Annotated in this window: 20 protein-coding genes; all 20 read right to left on the bottom strand. The window is 52.6% G+C overall.

The annotated features are described in order from the left end of the window. On the bottom strand, window positions 1-1184 hold a 1184-nt coding region (locus TJ79_RS02545), incomplete at its 3' end, for a M16 family metallopeptidase (RefSeq protein ID WP_052339188.1). 26 nt (window positions 1185-1210) lie between these two features. Then, window positions 1211-2356, bottom strand: a complete 1146-nt coding sequence (locus TJ79_RS02540) for a polysaccharide deacetylase family protein (RefSeq protein ID WP_238322734.1) — start codon at window positions 2354-2356, stop codon at window positions 1211-1213. Window positions 2357-2443: 87 nt separating this feature from the next. Next, on the bottom strand, window positions 2444-4672 hold the full coding sequence (pnp, locus tag TJ79_RS02535; protein WP_081756657.1) for a polyribonucleotide nucleotidyltransferase: 2229 nt from the start codon (window positions 4670-4672) through the stop codon (window positions 2444-2446). Between the two features lie 226 nt (window positions 4673-4898). Next, window positions 4899-5168, bottom strand: coding sequence for a 30S ribosomal protein S15 (gene rpsO, locus TJ79_RS02530; protein WP_040948720.1), 270 nt, complete (start codon window positions 5166-5168; stop codon window positions 4899-4901). 135 nt (window positions 5169-5303) lie between these two features. Beyond that, window positions 5304-6245: a bifunctional riboflavin kinase/FAD synthetase gene (locus tag TJ79_RS02525; RefSeq protein ID WP_081756656.1), complete on the bottom strand. Its 942-nt coding sequence runs from the start codon at window positions 6243-6245 to the stop codon at window positions 5304-5306. Between the two features lie 35 nt (window positions 6246-6280). Further along, the gene (locus tag TJ79_RS02520; RefSeq protein WP_337588920.1) at window positions 6281-6931 is read right to left on the bottom strand and encodes a tRNA pseudouridine synthase B; all 651 of its coding nucleotides are present in this window, start codon (window positions 6929-6931) and stop codon (window positions 6281-6283) included. Further along, entirely contained in the window at window positions 6870-7211 is a 342-nt protein-coding gene (locus TJ79_RS28490) for a hypothetical protein (protein ID WP_337588919.1), read from the bottom strand. The genes TJ79_RS02520 and TJ79_RS28490 overlap by 62 nt, the downstream gene beginning before the upstream one ends. Then, window positions 7208-8227, bottom strand: coding sequence for a DHH family phosphoesterase (locus TJ79_RS02515; RefSeq protein WP_040948718.1), 1020 nt, complete (start codon window positions 8225-8227; stop codon window positions 7208-7210). The genes TJ79_RS28490 and TJ79_RS02515 overlap by 4 nt, the downstream gene beginning before the upstream one ends. Beyond that, complete coding sequence (gene rbfA, locus TJ79_RS02510; RefSeq protein ID WP_040948717.1) at window positions 8224-8580, bottom strand: 30S ribosome-binding factor RbfA; 357 nt, start codon at window positions 8578-8580, stop codon at window positions 8224-8226. The genes TJ79_RS02515 and rbfA overlap by 4 nt, the downstream gene beginning before the upstream one ends. Before the next feature lie 7 nt (window positions 8581-8587). Then, complete coding sequence (infB, locus tag TJ79_RS02505; RefSeq protein WP_052339190.1) at window positions 8588-11704, bottom strand: translation initiation factor IF-2; 3117 nt, start codon at window positions 11702-11704, stop codon at window positions 8588-8590. 107 nt (window positions 11705-11811) lie between these two features. Further along, entirely contained in the window at window positions 11812-12108 is a 297-nt protein-coding gene (locus TJ79_RS02500) for a L7Ae/L30e/S12e/Gadd45 family ribosomal protein (protein ID WP_420319366.1), read from the bottom strand. After that, window positions 12098-12427: an RNase P modulator RnpM gene (gene rnpM, locus TJ79_RS02495; RefSeq protein ID WP_040948714.1), complete on the bottom strand. Its 330-nt coding sequence runs from the start codon at window positions 12425-12427 to the stop codon at window positions 12098-12100. Before rnpM ends, TJ79_RS02500 begins: the two co-directional genes overlap by 11 nt. Window positions 12428-12454: 27 nt before the next feature. After that, on the bottom strand, window positions 12455-13552 hold the full coding sequence (nusA, locus tag TJ79_RS02490) for a transcription termination factor NusA (protein ID WP_040948713.1): 1098 nt from the start codon (window positions 13550-13552) through the stop codon (window positions 12455-12457). A gap of 63 nt (window positions 13553-13615) precedes the next feature. After that, window positions 13616-14074 (bottom strand): ribosome maturation factor RimP, encoded by a 459-nt coding sequence (gene rimP / locus TJ79_RS02485; RefSeq protein WP_040948712.1) that lies wholly within the window; start codon window positions 14072-14074, stop codon window positions 13616-13618. 289 nt (window positions 14075-14363) lie between these two features. Further along, window positions 14364-14801, bottom strand: a complete 438-nt coding sequence (locus tag TJ79_RS02480) for a hypothetical protein (protein ID WP_238322732.1) — start codon at window positions 14799-14801, stop codon at window positions 14364-14366. Window positions 14802-14818: 17 nt separating this feature from the next. Beyond that, window positions 14819-19150 carry a PolC-type DNA polymerase III gene (locus TJ79_RS02475; protein WP_040948710.1) on the bottom strand — a complete coding sequence of 1444 codons (4332 nt, stop codon included), beginning with the start codon at window positions 19148-19150 and terminating at the stop codon, window positions 14819-14821. A 602-nt stretch (window positions 19151-19752) separates the two neighbouring features. Next, window positions 19753-21207: a proline--tRNA ligase gene (gene proS, locus TJ79_RS02470; protein WP_040948709.1), complete on the bottom strand. Its 1455-nt coding sequence runs from the start codon at window positions 21205-21207 to the stop codon at window positions 19753-19755. A 21-nt stretch (window positions 21208-21228) separates the two neighbouring features. Next, entirely contained in the window at window positions 21229-22506 is a 1278-nt protein-coding gene (gene rseP, locus TJ79_RS02465; RefSeq protein ID WP_040948708.1) for an RIP metalloprotease RseP, read from the bottom strand. 282 nt (window positions 22507-22788) lie between these two features. Further along, window positions 22789-23940 (bottom strand): 1-deoxy-D-xylulose-5-phosphate reductoisomerase, encoded by a 1152-nt coding sequence (locus TJ79_RS02460; protein ID WP_202903270.1) that lies wholly within the window; start codon window positions 23938-23940, stop codon window positions 22789-22791. A gap of 60 nt (window positions 23941-24000) precedes the next feature. After that, on the bottom strand, window positions 24001-24813 hold the full coding sequence (locus tag TJ79_RS02455; RefSeq protein WP_040948706.1) for a phosphatidate cytidylyltransferase: 813 nt from the start codon (window positions 24811-24813) through the stop codon (window positions 24001-24003). Window positions 24814-24824: the final 11 nt, after the last annotated feature.

The raw sequence follows: 24824 nt of genomic DNA, 5'->3' as shown, positions 1-24824 counted from the left end.
AAGGGTTGGGAGAACAGCTCCTTGGACAGCTTGTTGACATCCTCCATTGTAACGGCTTCAATCATATCGATGGTTTCGTCCAATGTAAAATGCTGCCCCAACATCAGCTCGTTTTTGCCGATGCGGTTCATCCGGCTGCCGGAACTCTCGAGTCCAAGAATCAGACTGCCTTTCAACTGTTCCTTGCCTTGGCCGAGCTCTTTTTCCGTCATGCCTTTGGCAAGGAGATCAGAGAGCACTTCCTCCGTAAGTTTTAAAACTTCATCCGTTTGCTTGGGCGCCGTCCCTGTATAAATAGTAAACAACCCGCTGTCCGCATTGGCGGAATGATAGGAATAAACGGAGTAGGCGAGGCCTCGTTTTTCGCGAATTTCTTGAAATAACCGGGAACTCATCCCACCGCCGATGACATTATTGAGCAGGACCATGGCGTATAAACGGTCATCGCTCAACTTCAACCCGGGAAGGGCGAGACAAATATGGTTTTGTTCCGTTTTCTTTTTGTTGTACACTTGCCCGCCGACAAAGCCAGGCGCATGATTGTCCCCTTCTATTCCTTTACCGCTGAAAGCGCCAAAATGCTTTTCCAGAAGCTCAAGAATCGAGTCCGGATAGTTCCCGGCAATGCTGATGACGATGTCCTCGAGGCGGTACCGGTCCGCCATGTACGCCCGCAGGTCATCCGACCTCAAGCTTCGTAAATTCTCTTCACTTCCGAGTATGGTATAGCCGAGAGGATGCTCGCCATAGGCTGCTTTTGCCAGCAAATCATGAACGAGATCGTCAGGCGTGTCTTCATACATGGCGATTTCTTCGAGAATGACGTTGCGTTCCTTATCCAGATCCTCCGGATCTAGCAGCGACTGGAAAAACATATTCGCCAATAGATCGACAGCAATAGGCAAATGCTGGTCCAACACTTTTGCGTAATAGCAGGTATACTCTTTGGATGTGAACGCATTGACATTACCGCCAATTCCATCAAACACTTCTGCAATTTCCTTGGCGCTGAAACGGTCGGTTCCTTTAAACAGCATGTGCTCGATAAAATGGGAGATCCCGTTTTGAGCTTCCGTTTCATTGCGGGATCCGGTTTTCACCCAAATCCCAAAAGATACGGAACGAAGGGTAGACATCTTCTCCAGGACAACCCGGAGTCCGTTGGACAATTCGGCTTTTATCACTGAGTACCTCCATTATTAAGTGCGGTTTACCTGCTGAGCAGGGTTACGCCTTGCCCGTCGGGGGATATTCGGCTCGGCGAAAGCAATTCGCTCACGGTGCCGATAGCAAGGCCTTTTCGTTTGATTTCCCGGATGAGGGCAGGTAGGGCTTGCGATGACGAGGACGTCGGATGCATAAGGATGAGCGCTCCAGGTTCAAGTCCTTTGGAGATGCGGCGGATGATGGTTTCTGGTGCGGGGTTTTTCCAATCCACCGTATCCAGCGTCCACAGCACGGTTTTCAGATGGAGCTGGTGTGCGATATCCACCGTCTCTTGATCAAAGTCTCCTGAAGGCGGTGCGAAAAGTGTATTATGAACGCCCAACTTATCCGTCAGCAGTTTTTCGGTCTTTACGATCTCTGCCGCTGCCTGATCTCGGTTCAGACGGCTCATATTCTTATGCGAATAAGCGTGGTTGGATAGTTCATGACCGTATGCACCAATTTGTCTGGCTGTTTCGATATGCTTCGACAGCCATGTACCATCAAAGAAAAATGTAGCATGAACGTTTTCTTTATTCAAGGTCGAAAGCATTGACGGCAAAAACTCGTCCCCCCATGCTACATTGATCATAAGCGATACCATCGGTTTTTCCGGATTCCCTTTGAAAATCGGCTGGGCGCCAAGATCTTCGAGAGACTGATTTGGCGGAATATCCCGATAGATGTAAGGTATGGCACTCCCTACGGCAAGTTTACGGGATGCAATCAGCTTAAGCGTCGCCTCCTGGTCCACCTCTCGCCCATTATATCCGGGGATCGCCTTCCAAACCGGATCGATTCGAGCGTCAATCGGCTTAATCCGTAAAGCCGGAGCCTCCTTCATGAGCCGTTCTCTCCAAACTTGCTCATCGGATGGAACGTTATCATGTTTTAAAAACGGCTTAAATGCACTCAAATGGGGTGCATCTTTCATTTTCCACACATAGCGCGTGTACGCATCAATTCCAAATAAAGGGGCGAGGCCCCACATGAGTACAATGACAATGCCGACTAAATACAGCAAGCTGATCTGACGCATTCCACCGACCTCCGCCTGTATGTTGGCAAATCTGCCGTTTTCAACCGACAGACTTGTCATGCCTGGAATCACGCATATCCCTACATAGCTCAGCACTTTGGTGTTGTCCAAGCTCTATTCCCTATCCTATGCAAAATTGGACAAGAAATAAGCCGGAAAATAAAAAAAACTCCTTGCGGAGTTTTTTTACGGATCAAATTATTTGCGTTCGCTATTTCCAGGACGAGGGCGATTCCGGTCGCGGTCATGATTCCGGTCATGATTGCGATCCGAGCCTCCCGGGCGAGAGTCGCGGGGACGGTCTTGGCGGGGAGGGCGGGTTTCCTGTTGGTTTTCCGCGCCTTCCGGCAGCAGCAGCACCTTGTGGGACAGGTTGACGCGGCCTTGGGAATCGATCTCCGTAACCTTGACGGTGATGGTATCACCCAGAGAGACGACATCCTCTACATTGGCAACCCGTTCAACGGCCAGCTGTGACACGTGGACAAGGCCTTCCTTGCCGGGAAGCACTTCCACGAAGGCGCCGAATTTTTCGATCCGTTTGACGGTACCCTCATAAATTTCGCCAACGACGACTTCCCGGACGATCCCTTCAATGATGGAACGGGCTTTCTCGTTCATCTCTTGATTGGAGGAAGCGATGTATACTTTGCCGTCCTGTTCGATGTCGATCTTTACACCGGTCTCATCAATGATCTTGTTGATGATTTTACCGCCTGCACCGATAACGTCGCGGATTTTATCCGGATTGATTTGCATAATGATAATTTTCGGAGCGAAAGGAGACAGTTCCTTACGCGGCTCGCTGATGACTTCCATCATCTTGTCCATGATGAACATGCGGCCTTTGTATGCCTGGTCCAACGCTTCCTTCAAGATATCGCGGTTGATGCCGTCGATCTTAATATCCATTTGGATGGCGGTAACGCCAGCTTTCGTGCCGGCTACTTTGAAGTCCATGTCGCCCAAGTGGTCTTCCATGCCTTGGATGTCAGTCAACACCGTGTAGTGGTCGCCGTCCTTGATCAGACCCATGGCCACGCCGGCAACGGGTGCTTTGATCGGCACGCCCGCATCCATAAGCGCCATACAACCGGCACAGATGGAGGCTTGGGATGTGGAACCGTTGGATTCCAACACCTCGGAAACGACGCGGATCGCATAGGGGAACTCTTCTTCCGAAGGAAGGATCATTTGCAGGGCACGTTCGCCCAATGCACCATGTCCGATTTCCCGGCGTCCCGGCGCACGGAGCGGCCGAGCTTCCCCTACGCTGAAGGGCGGGAAGTTATAGTGATGCATGAAGCGCTTGGTTTCTTCCAAGTCCAAGCCGTCCAACATCTGCACATCCCCCATAGCCCCGAGGGTAGCGACGCTGAGCGCTTGGGTTTGTCCCCGGGTAAACAGCGCCGAGCCATGAGTTCTGGCAAGCAGACTGGTTTCACCGCTGATAGGACGGATTTCATCGACGGCACGGCCGTCGGGACGAACTTTGTCGTGAGTGATCAAGCGGCGGACTTCTTCTTTGACGATGTCGTAAAGAACTTCCTTCACATCGCCCAGCTTGTCCGTTTCGTCGGCATACGCTTCGGCGAAATGAGCCACCGTATCTTGATTGATCAAGTCAATGGCTTCTTGACGCGCATGCTTCTCGCCGATGCTGACGGCTTGCACCAAACGATCCAAGGCAAAAGCACGAACTTCGCGGTTTACCTCTTCGTCGATTTGATGAAGCACGACATCCATTTTCGGCTTGCTTACGTCTTGAGCGAAATCCTCGATTTGAGCAACGATCTTCTTGATCTCTTCGTGTCCGTACATAATCGCTTCCAGCACGAGATCTTCCGGAAGCTCGTGAGCTTCCGCTTCCACCATCATGATGGCTTCCTTCGTTCCTGAAACCACGAGGAACAACTCCGTCTTCTTCAACTGTTCGACGGTAGGATTAATGACAAATTCGCCGTCGACGCGACCTACGATAACGCCGGCGATGGGACCATTGAAGGGGACATTGGAGATGGTCAGGGCAACGGAGGTGCCGATCATCGCCACGATTTCAGGCGCGCAGTCCTGATCCATGCTCATGACAAGGTTTACAATTTGCACATCGTTACGGAAGCCTTCCGGGAAAAGCGGACGAATCGGCCGGTCGGTGAGACGGCTGGCCAGGATTGCTTTTTGCGATGGACGTCCTTCGCGCTTGATGTAGCCGCCGGGAATTTTACCCGCCGCGTACATCCGCTCTTCGTAATTGACCGTGAGCGGAAAGAAATCGAGATCCTTCGGCTCGTTTGATGCCGTTACGGTACAAAGCACCGCGGTGTCTCCATATCGAGCCATAACAGCTCCGCTGGCCTGCTTGGCCAATTTGCCCGTTTCCAAAACAAACGGTCTTCCCGCAAGTTCGAATTGAACTTTCTTTTCCATGACTACCTCCCGTGCTATGTAGGGATATCCTCTTTATAAGAAAAACGTCTATCGACGCACATTCAAAGAAGTCAGACCGCGTTTAGAGGACGTTTTTCTTGTAATACCAGGAAGTTAATGCTTCGAAGTTTATTCTTTCTGATATTATAAGAAAAGCAACCCTGCCGCCCGCACCCGTAGAGGGCGCGGGGTAACAACGGTTGCTGTCCATTCGCTCGACTTGAGATTACCTGCGAAGTCCGAGTTTTTCAATCAGGGCGCTGTAACGTTTAACGTCATTGTTTTTCAAATACGTCAACAGTTTACGGCGTTGGCCTACCATTTTCAACAGACCGCGACGAGAATGATGATCCTTCTTGTGCGTCCGCAGATGGTTGGTCAAGTTCGTGATGTTTTCCGTAAGGATCGCGATTTGAACTTCAGGGCTACCGGTATCTGTTTCATGAACCTTGTGCTCAGAAATCAATTGCTGCTTACGTTCTTGGGTCAATGCCATTCTGCTCACCTCCTTATTAAATTCATAAATAATCGCCGCAAGCCCAGTCGACCGCCGGTGAGAGCGTGTCCCCGAGCCCGGGTTCAGGTTTACACCGATAAACAGTATACCATATGAGTCCTATAAAAGTAAACTTCAGCCTTGCAACAGCTTTTCTTTGGCCGCTTCCGCATCCTTGCCGATCTGTGCGACTAGCTCCTGGATAGAAGAAAACTTCATTTCCGGCCGTAAAAAGGAGATAAACTCGACCTTCAATTCTCGACCATAAATGGTCTCGTTGAAGTCAAATAAGTGCACTTCCAGCGTACGGTTCAAGCCGTCCTCGGCAAAGGTCGGTTTCACTCCGACATTCATCACGCCGTCTAAACGCCGCTTGTCCAAATACACGCGGACTGCATAAACACCGTTTGCCGGTACTGCATAAGGCCGGCTCAGCTGCAAATTCGCAGTCGGGTAATTTAATGTCCGGCCTCGCTGTTCCCCGGTCCCTACGGTGCCTTGAAGCGAATAAGGTCGAGCCAGTAGCTCTGCTGCCTGCTCCACTTGGCCATCCTGCAATTTTTCCCGAATCAGCGTACTGCTAACCTTGCCGCCGTCACGAAGAAAGGGCCTTACAATTTCCACCGAAAATTCACCATGCCCGTAAGACACAAGGGAATCTGCCGTCCCAATGCCTGCACGGCCGAAGGTAAAATCGAAGCCGACAATAACGGAGTCGATGCCCATCGGCAGGAGGATGTCCTGAACAAACCGTTCAGGCTCCATCTTCGCAAAATCCTCGTTGAAGGTGACGACATAAGCGACGTCGACTCCAAGGGAACGGAAGATTTCCAGCTTGTCTGCCAAGGGAGTAAGGATTGCCCGGTACGTGTCGAGACCGAGAACCTCCCGAGGATGAGGATGAAACGTCATGATGGCAGTTGGAAGCTGCTGACGCCGCGCGGTTCGCACCGCCCGGTTGATCACCTCGCGATGCCCCAAATGAACGCCGTCAAAATCCCCGATAGCCAAAACCTGCCGCGCGGGCAAGCCCGGATATGGAAAATGAAAGGGATAAGTCAATTCGAACACTTGCATGATGCGTTCTCCATTCGTGATCGTGGGTTCGTCGTTCAGTTGAAAACTTTTTCCGGGGCGAAAAGACGACGCTCTTCATCAAAGCGAAAAATACCGAGAAAGCGCTCCGCTTCTTCATCTGCCGAGACTCTGCCATATAAACGGTATAGTCCATCTTGCAGATCGGACGTGATGTCTGCTTGTACGCTTCTTCCCTGCAGAGCGTAAACCGCCATCTTCGCATCCACCGTCCATGCCGGGATATGAGGAATGGCTTGATCGGCAGGGATCAACCGGGGGGACAAGTCCCCTTGTGAAGCCAACGCCGCGATTTCATCCAAGGTCAAGCAGTCCTCTTTCCGCAGCATCCCGGTACCTGTGCGGGTAAGGTCTGACATCACCGCAGGATAACCCAGAGCCCGGCCGATATCGGTACATAATGTGCGGATATAGGTCCCTTTCGAGCATCGCGCCCGAAAGCGGATTTTCGGAAAGGGCTGATCCAGGTCCATTTGGAGAATTTCAGTTTCATAGATTTCTACGGTACGTGCCTTACGCTCTACCTCAATGCCTTCACGGGCCAACTGGTAAAGTCGTTTTCCCTCCACTTTAACAGCGGAGTACATCGGCGGAACCTGCTCGATCTTACCGATGAAGGCGGCGATCGCCTCTGTCACTTGCGCTGCTGTCAGCCGGACGGCCTTCACCCGCTCTGTAACGGTGCCGGTGGCATCCTCCGTATCCGTAGAATAAACCGACGGTCAAAACAGCCTCATACTCTTTCGGCAAATCTTGAATATATTCCACGACACGGGTCGCTCTACCGATACATAAGGGCAGCACACCCGTAACCTGGGGATCCAATGTACCCGTATGTCCAATCCGGCGGGTACCGGTCATCCGCCGCACTTTCGCCACCACGTCGTGAGAGGTAAATCCAGCGGGCTTCCATACGGCCAGCACGCCTTCCAACGGCTCCTGACTCATCGTGTCGAATCACCTGCAATTCCGCGGACCGATAAGCTTTTCTCTACTGCTTCTATCACGCGATGGGTGACATCTTGAACCGGGCCTTCCAACGAACAACCGGCTGCCCGGATATGCCCGCCGCCTCCGAAGATTTGGGCAATGGAAGCGACGTCTACTAATCCGGCAGAACGAAGGCTGGCTTTAAACTGTCCTGGAGCAAACTCCTTGAACAAGATGCCTACTTCTACTCCCTCGATATTGCGAGGGTAGTTGACCAAGCCATCCATATCATCGTTGGATGCGCCCGTTTCCGTAATAACGTCATGGGTAAGGCTTATCCACGCGATTTTGCCGTCAGATGACACGCTCAGCTTGGCTAGCGCCTTTTGCAGCAGACGAATTTGGGTCAGCGTCAGCTTTTCCAGCAAGCGATCGGCGATCTCATTGCCTTTCACTCCTAGTGCCAGCATCTCCGAAGCGATCTTCATCACCGCCGGAGTGGTGTTGGCATACCTGAACCCGCCCGTATCGGTGGAAAGTCCGGCATAGACCAAAGTTGCCAGCTGCAGCGTCCATTCGGTGCCGATTACGGCAGCCAGATCGTACAAAACCTCCGCGGTTGCCGCAGCATCAGGCCTTACCAAATTAACGATGCCAAAACCGTCGTTGGTGGGGTGATGGTCAATATTGAGCAGCGGTGTCCCTTCCACAAAGCGGAAGCGGACATCGCCGATTCGTCTATAATCCGCACAATCGACGCTGATCACATTTTTAAAGAGTAGTTGCGGATTCTCCGAGCCGTTCAAAATCACTTCGTTTCCCATCAGAAAGGAAAACTTGGCGGGAACTGCCCCATCGTTGATCAGAATGTAACGTTTCCCCAACTGTCGGAGGATTTCCGCTACAGCCAGGGTGGAACTGATGGCATCCCCATCAGGATTGACGTGGGCCACCACGAGAAAATCGTCCTTTTGCCGGATGAAGTCCGCAGCTGCGGTAAGCGAAGGGCCATAATCGCCGAGATTCGCGGTCATTGCTCCTTCTTCCCCTCATTGATTTTATGCAGCAACTCTTCGATATGCATGCTGTAATCGATGGAGGTGTCAAGCTTAAAGAGCAGTTCCGGCATGACTCGAAGTCGGATTCGCTTGCCCAGTTCAGAGCGGAGGAAGCCGGTGCCGCGGGCTAATGCTCGCAGCGTCGACTCCTTCTGTTCCTCTGATCCGAGTACGCTCAAAAAGACTTTGGCTTGGGAAAGGTCGTTGGTGACTTCCACGCCGGTTATCGTCAGAAAACCGATTCCTGGATCTTTAAGCTCCTGTTGTATGATCCGGCTCAGCTCTTTCTTGATTTCTTCCGCTACGCGGCCGGTTCGGTTTTTTGCCATAAACGGATCACCTCTCTACGGATTCCATGACGAACGCCTCGATGACGTCCCCTTCCTTCAAATCGTTGAAGTGATCGAGCGTGATGCCGCACTCGTAGCCTTGAGCCACTTCCTTGGCATCATCCTTGAACCGTTTCAAGGAGTCCAGCTTGCCTTCGTAAACGACGTTGCCGTCGCGGGTAACACGGGCAAGGGCGTTGCGGACCATTTTGCCATCGATGACCATACAACCGGCGATGGTGCCGACCTTTGTCACCTTGAACAGATTGCGCACTTCGGCGTGGCCGACGACGCTTTCCTTGAAGATCGGATCCAGCATACCCTTCATCGCTTGCTCGATCTCTTCGATCACGTTGTAAATGATGCGGTGTAGACGGATATCGACTTTTTCCTGATCGGCAGCAAGCTTGGCTTGAGGCTGAGCTTGCACGTTAAAGCCAATGATAATCGCATTGGAAGCGGAAGCCAGAGAAACGTCGGATTCCGTAATGGCACCAGCGCCGGTGTGCAGAATCTTGACTCGGGCGCCTTCCACTTCGATCTTCGCCAGGGAGTTGCGCAAAGCTTCAACGGAACCTTGAACGTCGCCCTTGATGATGACGTGGAGGTCCTTGATGTCGCCTTCTTGAATGTGTTTGTACAAATCGTCGAGGGTGACGCGGGAGTTGGCTCCCATTTCGGCGAGACGCTGGGTGCTTGCCCGTCTTTCGGCTATAGCGCGGGCTTTGCGCTCATCCTCATATACGATGAAGGGATCGCCTGCGCCCGGAACTTCCGATAGACCGGTAATTTCCACAGGCGTGGACGGACCGGCTTCTTTCAGCTTTTTGCCTCTGTCGTTTACCATGGCCCGGATACGGCCGAAGCATACACCAGCAATAAAGCTGTCGCCTACCTTCAGTGTTCCGTTTTGGATCAGCACGCGGGCAACGGGGCCTTTCCCTTTATCCAGCTCGGCTTCAATGACGGTGCCTCTCGCCCGTTTGTCCGGGTTAGCTCTCAGTTCCTTCACTTCCGCAACAAGCAAGATCATTTCCAGCAGCTCATCGAGATTGGTGCGCTGTTTCGCAGAAATGTTGACGAAAACGGTGTCGCCGCCCCACTCTTCCGGAACAAGCTCGTATTTTGTCAGCTCTTGCTTGATCTTATCCGGTTCAGCGCCGGGTTTATCGATTTTATTGACCGCAACGATAATCGGTACGGCTGCAGCTTTAGCATGGTTGATTGCTTCAACCGTTTGCGGCATGACGCCGTCATCGGCTGCGACGACCAATATGGTAATATCCGTTACCTGCGCACCCCGCGCCCGCATGGACGTGAACGCTTCGTGGCCCGGTGTATCCAGGAAGGTAATCTTCTTGTTATTGATTTCGACTTGGTAAGCTCCGATGTGCTGGGTGATGCCGCCGGCTTCTCCCTCGGTAACATGGGTTTCACGGATCGCATCAAGCAGCGTCGTCTTACCGTGATCGACGTGTCCCATAATGGTAACGACCGGAGGACGTTCTTGCAGATCCCCATCCTCGTCGGTTTCCTCGATCAGTTCGAAGTTATCCTCGTCAACGGCGATTTTCAGTTCCACTTCCACTCCGAATTCCTGGGCGACCAACTGGATGGTCTCCAGATCCAACTCATGGTTGATGGTAGCCATAGTCCCCATAAGCAGCAGCTTCTTGATGACTTCGGACAAATCCTTGTGCAGAAGCTTCGCCAGATCGCCGACTGTCATTTCACCACGGACGATGATCTTCTTCGGAGTATTATCCACTTTTTCTTTCTTCATTTGCATCTGTTGCTTGCCTTTACCGAATCTGCCGCCCTTGCCCATTCCCGGCTTGCCATCATCAAAACGGCGTCCGCCCTGCTTCGTACGTTTGCCGCCGATTCCCTCGTTGGCTTTGACATCCATGGCGTCAACGCCGGGAACGCTGGCATTCCGATTCGGACGGCCTTCGCCCACCCGCGGCTTCCGATCTTTATCTGCGGTGCGGGCCGGTTCCGGCTTGCGCTGCGGACGATCCGCTGCCCGAGCAGGAGTTTGCGCCATAGTGGATTGACTGGATGCGCCCGGGCTTGCTGAACGGTTGGATCCGCCCTGTCCGCCTTGGTAGGAACCGCCTTGCGGACGGTTACCGCCCTGGCCGCCTTGGTAGGAACCGCCCTGCGGACGATTGCCACCTTGGCCGCCTTGGTAGGAGCGCTCGCCTTGCGGACGGTTACCACCTTGACCGCCTTGGTAAGAGCCGCCCTGCGGACGATTGCCACCTTGACCACCTTGGTAAGAGCCGCCTTGCGGACGGTTACCGCCTTGACCGCCTTGGTAGGAGCCACCCTGCGAACGATTGCCGCCTTGGCCACCTTGGTAGGAGCCGCCCTGCGGACGGTTGCCGCCTTGGCCGCCTTGATAGGAACGCTCGCCTTGCGGACGGTTGCCGCCTTGGCCACCTTGGTAGGAGCCGCCCTGCGGACGGTTGCCGCCTTGGCCACCTTGGTAGGAGCGCTCGCCCTGTGGACGGTTACCGCCTTGGCCACCTTGGTAGGAGCGCTCGCCTTGCGGACGGTTGCCGCCTTGGCCACCTTGGTAGGAGCGCTCGCCCTGTGGACGGTTGCCGCCTTGGCCACCTTGGTAGGAGCGCTCGCCTTGCGGGCGGTTGCCGCCCTGGCCGCTTTGGCCACCTTGACCGCCTTGGCCTGCGCCTTGCGCGCTAGGTGCCGGGCTGGTCTGCTCAGCCTGCTCGCTGCGCGCCGGCTGTGGGCTCTGCCCGCTTACTGCCGCTTGCGGCTGGCTGCTGCTGCGCTCGGCTGCCTGCGGCTGTTGCGCAGCCGGTTGGGCAGGCGCAGCGTTTTGCCGCGGCGACTGGCTTGCGCCTTGCTGCGCGGCTTGGCTGCCGCCAGATTTGGCGGGGCCGCTTTCTCCAGCGGCGCGGCGTGCCGCAGCATTCGCTTTTACATCGTGAAAAAAGCGCTCAACCGCGCCTACTGCGTCATTTTCCATAACACTCATGTGGTTGTTAACCGTTATCCCTTGTCTTTTCAATATCGTGATGATCTCCTTGCTGCTCATATTTAAAGATTTCGCATATTCGTAAACTCTAAGTTTGTCCTTGTTATCTTGTTTACTCAAATTCATTCCACCTCCGCAGGTTTTCCCTGGCGTTCCATTCGCTTCCTATCCGCTCTCCCTCTTGCACGATGCCGTGTAAAACGAAGTGGGATATTCAGCGATTGAAACTATTCCTTCGAGAGAAGACCGGCAAACCCGGCATCCGTAACGGCGAGAACGACCCGTTCTTCTTTGCCGATGGCTGCTCCGATTTCCTCCCGGGTTCCGCAAATCAAAAACGGAATTTGATAATAGCTGCACTTGTCGGTATATTTTTTCTGGGCGTTGTCCGATGCGTCGGAAGCGATAAGTATCAGCTTGGCTTCTCCAGTCCGGATCGCGTCCAGCACATTGCTGTCGCCGGCCGTCAGCTTTCCCGCACGCATGGCGAGTCCCAGGTTGTTGTACCACTTCTTACTCTTCATCATTGTCGTCCGCCTTATCCCCCGCACTATCTTTGAGAGCGTTGAATTCATCTTCAACCTGGATGAAATCTTCCTCCAGCTGGCGATAAATATCGGCGCTGACGGCGATCTTCAGTGCCCTGTCGAGCCCCCGGCTTTTGCTGGCCAGTTTGAAACAGGACCGTTTGCCGCACAGATATGCTCCGCGTCCCGATTTTTTGCCCGATAGATCAATGAGCACCTGTTCATCCGGCGTACGTACGACACGAATCAATTCCCGCTTTGGCATCATTTGCTGACAAGCTACGCATTTGCGCAGCGGCGTTTTCCGCTGTTTCATATCTTCACCGTTCCTTGCCGCTATGCGTCAGTCGACGCTGATGGAATCCTGGGGCATTTCCTCGGTTAAGGATTTTGGCCGGCCATATTCCTGCTCCGCCTGAGTCTCGCTCTTGATATCAATCTTCCAACTAGTCAGCTTAGCTGCCAGCCGGGCATTTTGACCCTTGATGCCGATCGCTAGAGAGAGTTGATAGTCGGGAACGATAACACGGGACATTTTTTCGCTTTCAAACACATTGACTTCGAGCACTTTGGAAGGGCTAAGAGCATTGGCTACGTATTCTTCCACGCTATCCGACCAGCGAACGATATCGATCTTCTCGCCGCGCAGTTCGTTCACGATGGTTTGCACCCGGATGCCTTTCGGTCCGACGCAGGAGCCGACAGGGTCCACTTCCGGATTGCGGGAGTGGACGGCAATTTTCGAGCGAGCGCCGGCTTCCCGTGCAACCGAGCGGATTTCCACGACGCCGTCGTAAATTTCCGGTACTTCCAGTTCAAAGAGCCGCTTCAACAGACCGGGATGGGTGCGGGACAAAAAGATTTGCGGTCCCTTGGTGGTATTCTCCACCTTTGTAATATAAGCTTTGATCCGGTCGTTGTGCTTGAATTTCTCGCCGGGCATCAGCTCGGTAAGCGGCAGCACTGCTTCCACTTTTCCCAGGTCCACATATAGGTTGCGGGTATCCTGGCGCTGAACGATGCCGGTAACGATATCTTCTTCTTTTTCGATAAAAGCGTTGTAGATGAGCCCCCGTTCCGCTTCGCGGATGCGTTGGGTCACCACTTGTTTAGCGGTTTGGGCGGCAATCCGTCCAAAATCCCGAGGTGTTACTTCAATTTCCACGATGTCTCCCATAGAAAAGCCGCCGTTGATTTCCCGGGCAGCTTCCAAAGTGATCTCCATCCGCGGATCGAGCACTTCCTCGCTTACTGTTTTGCGTGCGTATACCTTGATCAGGCCGGTTTGACGGTTAATGTCCACCCGGACGTTCTGAGCTGTGTTGAAATTGCGCTTGTAACTGGAGATGAGCGCCGCTTCGATGGCTTCGATCAGTATATCCGCACTTATTCCTTTTGTCGTTTCAATCTCATGCAGCGCTTCGATAAAATCCGTATTCATCTGCCAGAGGTTCCCCCTTCCATAAAATCACATGAATTCAAATTGCGTAAATGTTGCAAATCGCTAAAACACCACTGCCAGCCGCGCGCTGGCGATCTTTTCCCGCGGAACGACAAATTCTTTCTTGCCTTCGCGAATGGTAAGAGCCGTATCGTCGCAGTGCACGAGCAAGCCTTCATATTCCTTCTTCTTCTCTATGGGTTCGTAAGTGGTGACATACACATGCTTACCCACGGCTTTGATGAAATCCTCGGGCTTTTTGAGTGGACGTTCGGCTCCCGGAGAAGATACCTCCAGAAAATAGGCGTCGGGAATGGGGTCGTTTTCGTCAAGCTTTTCGCTTAAGTATTCGCTGATGCGACCGCAGTCGTCAATGTCGATGCCGCCTTCTTTATCCACGTAAACCCGGAGAAACCGGTTGCTGCCTTCTTTGACGTATTCTACATCGACAAGCTCAAACCCGTTTTCTTCCAAAAAGGGAAGCGCCATCGCCTCGACGGCGGATTTGATGTTGGAACTCAACTCTTTGACCCCCTAACAAGAGATAGATCTCCATATCCGCAAAAAATAAACGACAGACGTCCCAGCAGGACGCAGAACGTTTACCGCTCGCGAATCAGCCTAGTTTATAACACGGAAATGCCCTAATCAAAATGTAAAGAGTGGGTTTCCCCACTCTCTCATACGGACATTTATCCACATTATTGCCAAAAAAATTATACCATATCCGGCAACCTTGCACAATAGCCGCTAAAAGTAAAGAACCAGTGGAAACTCGCAGCGGTCATAGACAAATAGCTTCATTTCATTATCAAGACGCGATCTTATTCGTTCTCCGGTCTGTAAACCAGCCGATTACAGAGGCGGCCAATAGAATCACGGCAGCCAAAGTGAAAGTCCGGTTGAATGCCCGGGCTGTTTGATCGTCTTTGTCTGCTCCGATTTCGTCCATCACCTGCTCAATCTCGTTCTTTTGGTCCGCCTTGCCAATTCCTTGCAGCAGTTGATCCGACCCATTTTGGAGCTTCCCAGCCGCATCTATTAATGAGCCGGATGCGGCTGTTAGATCACCGCTGCCCTTCTCCGAGGTTTGCAAACCCTTTAACAAGGTGCCGGAACCTTGGGAAAGCTGCAGCGAACCTTCGCCCAGTTGCTGGAGTGAACCAGAAAGCTCAGCGATTCCTTCTGTGATTCCCCCCATTCGGTTCACACCTTCCGACAGCCGACGGACTCCTTCGTCCAAGCTCACTCAAATGCGCGTTAACATCAAAACAGTGACAACTGATTGGATTCAGGCAAACCGCGGAAGCAGCCCAGGCCAGACAAGAGCTCCATGATCGTTTTCGATGCCTTGGATCTGCGCTGAAAATCCTCCATGGATAAGAAGTCCCCATCGTCCTTGGCAGCGGCAATTTGCCGGGCCGCGTTCTCCCCGACTCCTTGTACGGCGGAAAACGGAGGAATCAGTGCAGTTCCGTCTACAATAAAGCGGCTAGCTTGGGAACGGTAGAGATCAAGCGGCTTGAAGCTGAAGCCGCGAGCCGTCATTTCCAAGCCCATTTCCAGAATGGAGATCATGCCCTTTTCTTTCGGTTGTGCGGCAAAACCCTTCTCTTCGATTTCAATCAGCTTTTTCAGAATGGCGTCATAACCCTTGCAAAATAGCTCCACGTCAAAGTCAGCAGCACGAACAGAAAAATAGGTCGCGTAGTATTCAATCGGATGATACAGCTTGAAGTAAGCGGTACGCACGGCCGAGATGACGTAAGCCGAGGCGTGAGCCTTCGGGAACATGTACTCGATGCGCTCGCAGCTTTCGATGTACCAGGCCGGCACGTTGCACTTCTTCATCTCTTCCTTCCACTCGTCCGTTAAGCCCCGGCCCTTCCGCACGCTCTCGGTGATTTTGAAGGCGAGACCCGCATCCATGCCGGCTTTATAAATCAGAAAGAGCATGATATCGTCCCGGCAGCCGATTACCGTTTTAATCGTACAAGTCCCTTTGCGGATCAGCTCCTGGGCATTGCCCAGCCAAACGCCGGTACCGTGGGATAGGCCGGATATTTGCAGCAAATCGGCAAAAGTGGACGGCATCGTCTCTTGCAACATCTGACGGACGAACTTGGTTCCCATCTCGGGAACGCCGTAAGTGGCCACCGGAGTGCGGATTTGGTCCGGCGTAACCCCCAACGCGTCCGTCGAACTGAACAGGCTCATGACTTTGGGATCGTTCATCGGCAGCGTGGTCGGATCGATGCCCGTCAAATCTTGCAGCATCCGCATCATTGTCGGATCATCATGGCCCAGAATATCTAATTTCAATAAATTCTCTTCAAATGAGTGGTAATCGAAGTGGGTCGTCATCCAGTCGGCGCTCGTGTCGTCCGCCGGATACTGCACCGGCGTAACCTCTTCCACGTCGATATAATCCGGTACGACGACAATCCCGCCGGGATGCTGGCCGGTACTCCGCTTAACCCCGGTACATCCGGCGGCAAGCCGCTCGACTTCCGCCTTCCGCCACGATTTCCCATGGTCTTCCTCATACTTTTTGGCAAAACCAAAGGCGGTCTTATCTGCCACGGTGCCGATGGTGCCCGCCCGGAAGACGTTCTTCTCCCCGAACATAACTTTAGTAAAATTATGGGCTTCCGGCTGGTATTCCCCGGAAAAGTTCAAGTCGATATCGGGAACCTTGTCGCCCTTAAAGCCAAGGAAGGTTTCAAAAGGAATATCCTGGCCCTCACCTTTCAGCGGCGCTCCGCAATTAGGGCAATCTTTGTCCGGCAGGTCGAAGCCCGAAGGAATCCGCCCGTCAGTGAAAAACTCGCTGAACTTGCAGCTTTTGCACACGTAATGGGGCGGCAGAGGATTAACCTCCGATATCCCCAGCATCGTGGCGACGAATGAGGATCCGACTGAACCCCGGGAACCGACCAGATAGCCGTCGGCATTGGACTTCTTCACCAATTTCTCCGAAATCAAATAGTTGGCGGAGAAACCGTAGCCAATGATCGGCTTCAGTTCCTTTTCCAGCCGGGCAACGATGATCTCAGGCACCGGTTCGCCGTAGATCGCCTTCGCGGTGTTATAACAGGTGGCGCGGATTTCTTCCTCCGCCCCTTCGATAATCGGCGAGAACAGGCCGTTGTCCGTCGGACCACCCTTTTTCGGGAACAAGGCGATCTCCTCAAACTCGTCCGCCCAGGCGTCGGTGTTGTCGACTACTACCTCGTGAGCTTTGGCGGCGCCCAAGAAGGTGAACTCCTCCAGCATTTCTTCCGTGGTACGGAAGTGGACGTCCGGTTTGCGCTGGTCCTTTAAGGGACTAAACCCGGTAATGCCGTGGATGGTGATGTCCCGGCAGATTTTATCCCGGGGATTCAGGTAATGGACATTGCCGGTGGCAATGACTCGTTTCCCCTGCTTCTCGCCGATGGCGCAGATCGCCTTCAGCGCATTTTCCAGGTCCAGCTTGCTGCCGACGAGGCCTTTATCAACCAGATGCATATAGGCGTCGAGTGGCTGAATTTCCAGCACATCGTAAAATTCCGCTACCTGCTCCGCTTCTTCCCGGGGCTTATTCAGTACCGTTTCGAACATCTCGCCCTTCTCGCAGCCGGAGCTGATGAGCAGCCCTTCGCGCAGCTCAATGAGCTTACTCTTGGGAATACAGGCGACCCGCTTGAAGTATTGAGTATGGGACATCGAAATAAGCTTGTACAGGTTCTTTTTTCCGGTCTGGTTGCGGGCGTAAATATTACAGTGAAAAGGACGTTGGTTGGACAAGTCCTTGCCGACGAATTGATTTAATTGGTCCAGCTGGGTAATGTCCCGTTCCTGTACCGAATCTTTGATCATCGCCAAGAGGATATGACCCAAAGCTTCCGCGTCGTCGATGGCGCGGTGATGGTTTTCCAGGCTTACCTTAAACTTGGCGGCAAGAGTGTTGAGCCGGTGGTTCTTCATCTCGGGATATAAATACCGCGCCATTTCCACCGTATCCAACACCGGATTAGGTAGGATGGGCATTCCCAAGCTTTTCAAATTGGCTTGAATGAAGCCCATATCGAAGCGGGCGTTGTGGGCGACGAGCACCGAGTCTCCGACAAAGCGGACGAAATCCGGCAGCTTATCTGCAAGCTCAGGCGCATCCGCCACCATTTCATTGGTGATATTGGTCAACTGGCTGATATTGTAGCTGATGCTCTCGTGAGGATTGATAAAGGTAGCGAAACGATCCACCACCTGCTCGTTCTCGATCTTTACCCCAGCGATTTCGATGATTCTATTGTTGACCACGGAGAGGCCCGTGGTTTCAATGTCGAATACGACATATGAGGCATCTTTCAGGCTGCGCTCATCCGCGTCGGTCACCACGGGTACGCCGTCATTGACGACGTTGGCTTCTACACCGTAAATGACTTTTATGCCATGCTTCTTGGCTGCCTTACCCGCATCGGGAAAAGACTGAACGCCGCCATGATCGGTAACGGCGATGGCTTTCATGCCCCATTTAGCGGCTGTTTTCACATAATCGCCAATAGGCGATATGCCGTCCATGGTGCTCATTGCGGTGTGGAGATGGAATTCCACCCGCTTCTTCTCCGCTTTATCCTTCCGCTCAGCCGGGGGGAGCACTTCATTCAAATCTTGGGGCATGAACATCAATTCCGGTGGCTGCACAAAGGTATCATATTCGATTTTACCCCGGGCTTTGATCCATTTTCCGTTTTCCAACAGATTGTAGACTTTCACGTCTTCCTTGTTGCGGGCGAAAGCCTTCACCATAATGGAATCGGAGTAATCTGTCAGTTTAAAGGTATAGAGCGTGTTGCCGTTTTTCAATTCCTTGACTTCCAGGCCGAAAATCATCCCTTGAATGGTGATTTTTTTCTCCACATCATGAATTTCCTGAACCGGCACCGGCGCATCCTTGATATCGTAGCCCATCATCAGTTTGATTTCCGCATCCAACTGCTTGGCGGCTTCATTTTCTTTATCGATGGTGGTCATGATTTCCCGGGTGACATGCCGCTCTTCCTCTTCGATGAGCTTAGCGAATTGCTCGAATTCCTGCTCCCGGTCTTCATTGACCATAAAGCGAACCTGGCACTCCAAGCCGAAAAACTCCCGGTAAAACTTCTGAATCCACTGATCGACGTTTTTCTTCCGGGCCAGCTCCAGACCGATGGCGTCCAGCATGTGCAGGGTGATGGCTTTTCCTTTGGTCTCCAGCCTAGCTTTGCTCAACCAGCCGTTAATGGAGATTTCCTCCCGCTGAATCCATTCCAGCAGCATGCTCCAATATTCCGTCAGAATGCTTTCCTCCGGGGTGGTATCCGCGTATTGCATGACAAAGCGGATCTTGGCGATGTGGCCCAGCTTATCCCGGATCATTCGGCAAAAGCTTTGGTAGATGTCTCTTGGCACCAAATCTTTTTTCGCCAGATGGAAGATCCACTCCCGATTCTCCCGGCTCACTTCCACATGATCGATATATCCGTCGGCAAAATGGCTTTCCGCTACCTCGGCCGGGACCTCGCCCTGCTGCATCAGCAGCTCGAACCGCTTCCTTTGTTCCGAAAAGTCGCTCATTCTTTCACCCCATGTTTCTATGAAAACGGACAATAGCTATCGTGATTGAAGCACCGCGTGGGCAGCTTGTTCTGACCGTCGCTGTTGCATACGGATTCTTTGAATTCTAAGCCCCTAAAAGGTACGAATCCGTCTGCAAAGGCGAACGCTACTGCTCCTTCAGAACAACTGCTCGCTACGCTCATCTTCACGACATTTTTCCGTTTGTCTATGTAGCTTTGTGTTCACCAACCAGTACGTAACGAATCTCTTTTTTCGATTCTATGTTTTGAACAATCTAACTGGTAACGGTCTAAGGAGGAACGAAGGACATTTGGACAGCAGGAGCGTAAGCGTTCGCCTTTGGTTTCAGATTTCCTCCGCTGAAGAGCGGCTATAATCAAGAAATCTGAAGCCAACAGCGACCGGAAGTCTAAATAGTCCGCAGTTCCGACTCACTGACCGTTACCCTATCTTTTGTTCAACTAACAGAACGAAAAAAGAAAGAGCAGAGAACGAAAGATGTCGAATCTTCCATTCTCGTGCTCTTCTATTGTACCTGATGACCGGGTCTCGCACCAGATCATCCTATCATTTGGCAGACAGCCTGTCCCGTTAAGAGATCAATAGGCGCGGCCGAAAACCACCGTATGTTTCGCGTCTTCGCCGCAGACCAGGCATTTTTCCTTCTTTTTCGCTGGTTCAAAAGGAATGTTGCGGCTGGTTGCGCCGGTTTCTTCCTTCACCTGAGCCTCGCAAGCTTCCGAACCGCACCAGCCTGCCAAAGCAAAACCTTTGGTTTCTTCCAAAAATCCTTGGAGCTGGTCCAAGGTATCCACGTCGGAGAAGTGCTCTTCACGGAACTGCAGCGCCTTGTCGTACATTTGCTGATGGATTTCCGCCAACATCGCTTGCACTTCCTGCACGAAGTTGTCTTGGGAGACGACTTTCTTCTCGCCGGTTACTCGAGAGACGAGTACTACTTGTCCATTTTCCATATCGCGGGGTCCCAACTCAATACGGAGGGGGATGCCGCGCATTTCGTATTCATTGAATTTCCAGCCCGGGCTTTGGTTCGGATCGTCATCCACTTTCACGCGAATGCCCACTTTTTTCAGCTCGGCATGGAGCTCATGAACCCGCGCCACTACCGGCTCCCGCAATTTGGGAGGACCGATGGGAATCATGACGGCTTGGGTCGGCGCCACCTTAGGCGGCAGTACGAGACCGCGGTCATCACCGTGCACCATAATGATCGCCCCGATCAAACGGGTACTTACTCCCCAGGAAGTAGTGTGGGCATACGTATGTTCATTTTCACGATTCAAGTATTTAATGTCGAAAGCAACAGCAAAATTAGTGCCCAGGTAGTGGGAAGTTCCCGCCTGAACCGCCTTGCCGTCTTTCATCATCGCTTCGATTGAATAGGTGTCTACCGCGCCGGCAAATTTCTCCGAAGGGGTTTTTTGACCCTTGATGACCGGAATCGCCAATATGTTTTCCACAAACTCCGTATAGATGTCCAGCATCTGCATCGTTTCCCGGCGGGCATCGGCTTCGTCTTCATGAGCCGTATGGCCTTCCTGCCAAAGGAATTCGCTGGTGCGGAGGAAAGGCTGGGTCCGCTTTTCCCAACGGACGACGTTGGCCCATTGGTTGATGAGGAGCGGGAGATCCCGGTAGGAATTGATCCATTCGGAATACATATGACCGATCATCGTTTCTGAGGTGGGGCGGATGGCCAAACGTTCTTCCAGCTTTTCGCCGCCGGCTTCCGTTACCCAAGGAAGCTCAGGGTTGAACCCTTCCACGTGCTCCTTCTCTTTTTGGAAAAAGCTCTCAGGGATAAACAACGGGAAGTAAGCGTTGCGGTGCCCCGTTTCCTTGAAGCGGGCGTCCAGCTCACGTTGGCATAGCTCCCAAATTTCATAGCTGTCCGGCTTGAACACGATGCAGCCGCGGACAGGCGAATAGCTCATCAAATCGGCTTTTTTGATCACATCGATGTACCAGCGGGAAAAATCCTCGCCTTGAGGTGTAATCTCTTTTACGAACTGCTTCTCGTTATCCTTCGACACAGGCGACCTCTCCAATTCTCATTATCCTTTTATCAATCGTAAAATATCGTTATACGTAACGGCAATCATCAGGAGCATTAGCATGGCAAAGCCGATGAAATGAACGAAGCTTTCTCGATTTGGATCGATGGGTTTGCCCCTGAGCGCTTCCAGACCAATGAACACAAGACGGCTGCCATCAAGGGCCGGAATGGGCAGCAGGTTGAAAATCGCCAAATAGAGGCTCAGCAGCGCAGACCAGCGGATCATCGGCGCAATGCCGGCGGAGGCGACTTGGGCGGTAAATTCCACCGTACCCACAGGACCAGCCAGGTCGTTCATTTTGAAATCACCGGTAACCAGCTTTTTAAAGCCGATGAGGATTTGCTTGGTCATGAAGGTCATATCGTTCCAAGAACTGCTGAACGCTTCACCAACTGTAGCAGTACGAGTTTTATACTCCAAAACCGTACCGATTCTCGGCTGGCTTTCCTTGGTGCCGTCGCTGGACAAATCCCGGGTAGGCTGCACCGCTTTCTGCAGTTGCTCGCTTCCCCGCTCGATCATAAATTGCACCGGCGCGTCAGGCGACCCTTGAATAATCTTGATCAATTTGTCCGCATCGGTTCCGATTGCTTCGCCATTGGCTGAATAAATGATGTCGCCCTTCAGTAAGCCCGCTTTGGCGGCAGGAGAGTTATCTTGCACATCCCCCAGCTTGACTTGAGTAGGAATTCCACTCATAAAGGCAAAGATCAAGAACAAAACAAAGGCCAAGATAACGTTCATTACCGGCCCGGCAAAAATGGTAAGGGCGCGCTGTCCGACGGTTTTGCCGCCGTATTGGCGGTTAAGCGGTGCAATTTGCACTTCTCGGCCTTGGGAAACCGTCAATGCTTGAGGATGGACGGGAAAACGGATGCTCTCTCCATCCACGTTCAAGCGGATAAAGAGATCCTTCTCCAGATCGACGTCCTCAACCTCCCCTACTACAATATTCGGCAAGCGGTCGAAGCGATCGGCGTAGATGCGGGTCACTTGATCCTTGTTCAGTTGCAAGCCGACATTTTGTCCGACGACGACCTGCAAAACCTCCGGATCTTCCCCCGCCATCCGGCAGAAGCCGCCGATGGGCAGAAGCCGCAAGGTGTAGCGGGTTTCTCCCTTTTTATAGGTGAACAGCTTCGGACCGAAGCCTATGGCAAATTCCCGAACCAATATTCCGGCACGTTTGGCGAAAAAATAATGGCCCCATTCGTGCAAGGTCACCAGAACGAAAAACATCAATACAATCTGTATGCCGATTTGTAAAGTTTCCAAATCGTCCCTCCTCCTTGTCAAACAGGCGATAACAACTTGGTGCAATCTTGGAACCCACATTTCGCACGTGTCCTACGTGTGAGATGTGGGATTGTACTAAGATTACATGTTTTTTGACACCAACACAAGCCGTCGGGCAATTCACCGAATCGGCAATAAGGAAAGGACGAACCGCTTTTCCCGTGGCGAAATCAGACTATGTAGGGAATCCGCATTTTATGCATGCTTGCCATTAGATAGAAGAAAGGCGGCTAACCAATACCGCCTTTACGCTTTTGCTCCTTAATTGGCCGTTTGGAGCGCCGCCGCTTCCGAGCGCGCCCAGGTATCGGCAGCGAGAATCTCTTCGAGATCCGGGTTGGCCACTGGTTGATGGACGGAGAGCGTCCGGGCAATCACTTCCTCGATGCCGAGAAAAGAGATTTCACCGCGAACAAAACGGCTCACCGCCACTTCATTAGCCGCATTGAATACCGCCGGAGACGTTCCCCCTGCTTTACCGCTTTCGAAAGCCATGGCCAAATTCGGAAAACGCTCAAAATCCATTGGCTTGAAATGCAGCTTGCCGATTTGCGCCAAATTGAGCGGCGTTGTCGGAGTCGGACGGCGGGACGGATAAGTCAGAGCGTACTGGATCGGAACCCGCATATCCGGGTTGCCCAGTTGAGCGATGACACTGTTATCGCAATATTCCACCATCGAATGAATGACGCTTTCCGGATGCAGCAGCACCTCGATCTGATCGTAGGGCATACCGAACAGCCAGTGGGCTTCGATAACTTCTAGCCCTTTATTGGACATCGTCGCCGAATCGATGGTTATCTTAGCGCCCATGGACCAATTGGGATGGCGCAGCGCTTCCGCAAGGGTCACGCCTTTCAATTCGTCCCGGGTCCGGTCGCGGAAGGAACCGCCGGAAGCGGTGATGATCAGTTTACGGATATCGCCGCGATTCTCGCCGTTTAAACATTGAAAGATAGCGGAGTGCTCACTGTCTACCGGCAGCAGCCGCACGTTTTTGCGCCGCACCGCCTCGGTCACTACTGCACCTGCACACACCAGCGTTTCCTTGTTGGCAAGGGCGATATCCTTGCCAGCTTCAATAGCCGCTAAGGTAGGCTTTAATCCCAAGCTGCCGACGACGGCAGTCAAGACGGTTTCAGCCTCTGTACCTGCTGCAACCTCAGTCAAGCCTTGCTCGCCCCAATAGACGGCGACGGTACCGCCGGTCTCCTGTTTCACTTGTTCCGCCATTTCCTTGGAGTGCACCGATACGACTTTCGGCTGAAAAAGGCGGATTTGCTCCAGCAGAAGGGGCAAATTGGCGCCTGCCGCCAAACCTTCTACGCTATAGGTATCCCGATCATGGGCAATCACATCAAGGGTCTGGGTGCCGATGGAACCAGTGGAACCCAAAATCGCGATTTTCTTCATCATCAACTATCCTTTCCTTAAGCCTAACCACCAGATGTTCTGGCTTCTGCAATGCTCCCCTTATTGCGGCAGCAAAGACAAAAGCTGTAAAAAGGGAAATACGATCAGCCAGCTGTCCGTCCGGTCAAGGATTCCGCCATGTCCGGGCAACAACGTTCCCGTATCCTTAATCCCCTTCACCCGCTTGTAAGCCGATTGCATCAAATCCCCAAGCATCCCGACGATGGAGATGATGATGCCAAGGGAGATGGCTCTGCCGATGTCCAATAGTTCGGGACGGCCAAAATGAAAGCAAATCGCGACGATCATGGTGATAACAATTCCACCGACGGCGCCTTCTATTGTTTTATTGGGACTAATTTCCGGCCACAGCTTATGTTTGCCTAACATTCGGCCCACGAAGTACGCCCCCGCATCCGATGCCCAGATGCACAAAAAGACAAATAGAGTCCAATACAGCCCGTCCGCTCCGCTGCGGGTTTCCATCATATAGCGGAACCCAATGCCGATATAAAAGACACCAAGGAACAAGAGGGCAATCTGATCGATGGTCGTTTTGTTTTTGCTCAGCACCGTTACGGCAAAGAATAAAAAGAGCAGCAGCCATACTAGCCGCTCCGGGTGACCGATCACCCAATCCACAGCAGAACGGTCCGACCATTCCTGAAAAGAAAAGAGAAGCAGGCATAAAACGCCCGCAAAGCCGATCAAGGCCTCTGGCTTTTTCCTGCCGATTCCATTCATTCGTATGTATTCGTCATATCCGATAACAGCCATCAGCGTAAGCAGAGCCCCATATGCGGGGCCTCCCCAAAGCAGAAAGCCCAAAAAAACAGCTCCTGCCAAAACACCTGTGACGATTCTTGTTTTCATCGGTTTTGATC

It is taken from the genome of Gorillibacterium massiliense (assembly GCF_000455485.1).
GTDB classification, from domain to species: Bacteria; Bacillota; Bacilli; order Paenibacillales; family NBRC-103111; genus Gorillibacterium; species Gorillibacterium massiliense.
Note: the sequence above shows the minus strand (reverse complement) of the source record. Positions and strands in the feature narration are given on the sequence as shown.